Source organism: Paramaledivibacter caminithermalis DSM 15212 (assembly GCF_900142245.1).
Classification (GTDB): Bacteria; Bacillota; Clostridia; order Peptostreptococcales; family Caminicellaceae; genus Paramaledivibacter; species Paramaledivibacter caminithermalis.
On record NZ_FRAG01000155.1, the window covers coordinates 1 to 1,020 of the forward strand.

General features: G+C 39.8%; 1 protein-coding gene. It reads left to right on the forward strand.

Annotated features, from left to right (window positions below; translation table 11 throughout):
* Positions 1-899 (forward strand): glycine/sarcosine/betaine reductase complex component C subunit beta (gene grdC, locus BUB36_RS19025; RefSeq protein WP_242655939.1); only part of this gene is annotated, 899 nt, incomplete at its 5' end.
* Between the last annotated feature and the right edge of the window lie 121 nt (positions 900-1,020).

Sequence of the window (1,020 nt, forward strand, 5' to 3'; positions counted from 1 at the left end):
GTATAGATTATGTAATAGAATGTTCAGAGGAAGCATGTGGAGATATGAACCAAAGAGGTGGCGGCAACTTTGCTAAATCAATAGCAGAACTAGGGGGAGCAGTTAATGCTACAGGCTCAGACACAAGGGGCTTTTGTGCAGCACCTACCCATGCATTAATAGAAGCGGCAGCTTTGGTACAGGCAGGAGTATATGAAAATGTAGTAATAGTAGCAGGTGGAGCAACAGCAAAGCTTGGCATGAACGGAAAAGACCATGTTAAGAAGGAAATGCCAATACTTGAAGATGTATTAGGAGGATTTGCAATATTAATAAGCAAAAATGATGGAGAAAATCCAATAATTAGAACAGATTTAGTTGGAAGACATACAGTAGGAACAGGATCATCACCACAGGCAGTTATAACATCATTAATAACAGCACCACTAGATAAAGGCGGACTTAAGATAACAGATATAGATAAATATTCAGTGGAAATGCAAAACCCAGACGTTACAAAGCCAGCGGGAGCTGGGGATGTTCCAGCGGCTAACTACAAGATGATAGGAGCCATAGGAGTAAAAAGAAAAGAACTTGAAAGAAAAGAGCTTGCAAGCTTTGTAGAAAAACATGGAATGCCAGGATGGGCACCAACACAAGGACATATACCATCAGGAGTACCATACCTTGGATTTGCCCGTGAAGATCTTACAAAGGGCAGCTTAAACAGAGCTATGATAGTAGGAAAAGGAAGCCTATTCCTAGGAAGAATGACAAACCTATTTGATGGAGTATCAGTAATAGTAGAAAGAAATACAGGAAAAGTAGAAGCAGAAGGTGCTACAGTAAGCAAAGATGAAATAAAAGGCATGATAGCAGAAGCTATGAGAGACTTTGCTTCACATTTGCTAAGTGAATAGGAGGTCCTAAAATGAGTGATACAAAGGCTATGAAAAAAGTACTGGGAAACATGTTTATGGAAATAGCCGATGCTATAGAAACTGGACAGTTCGGAAAAAAAATAAGGGTAGGGCTTACTAC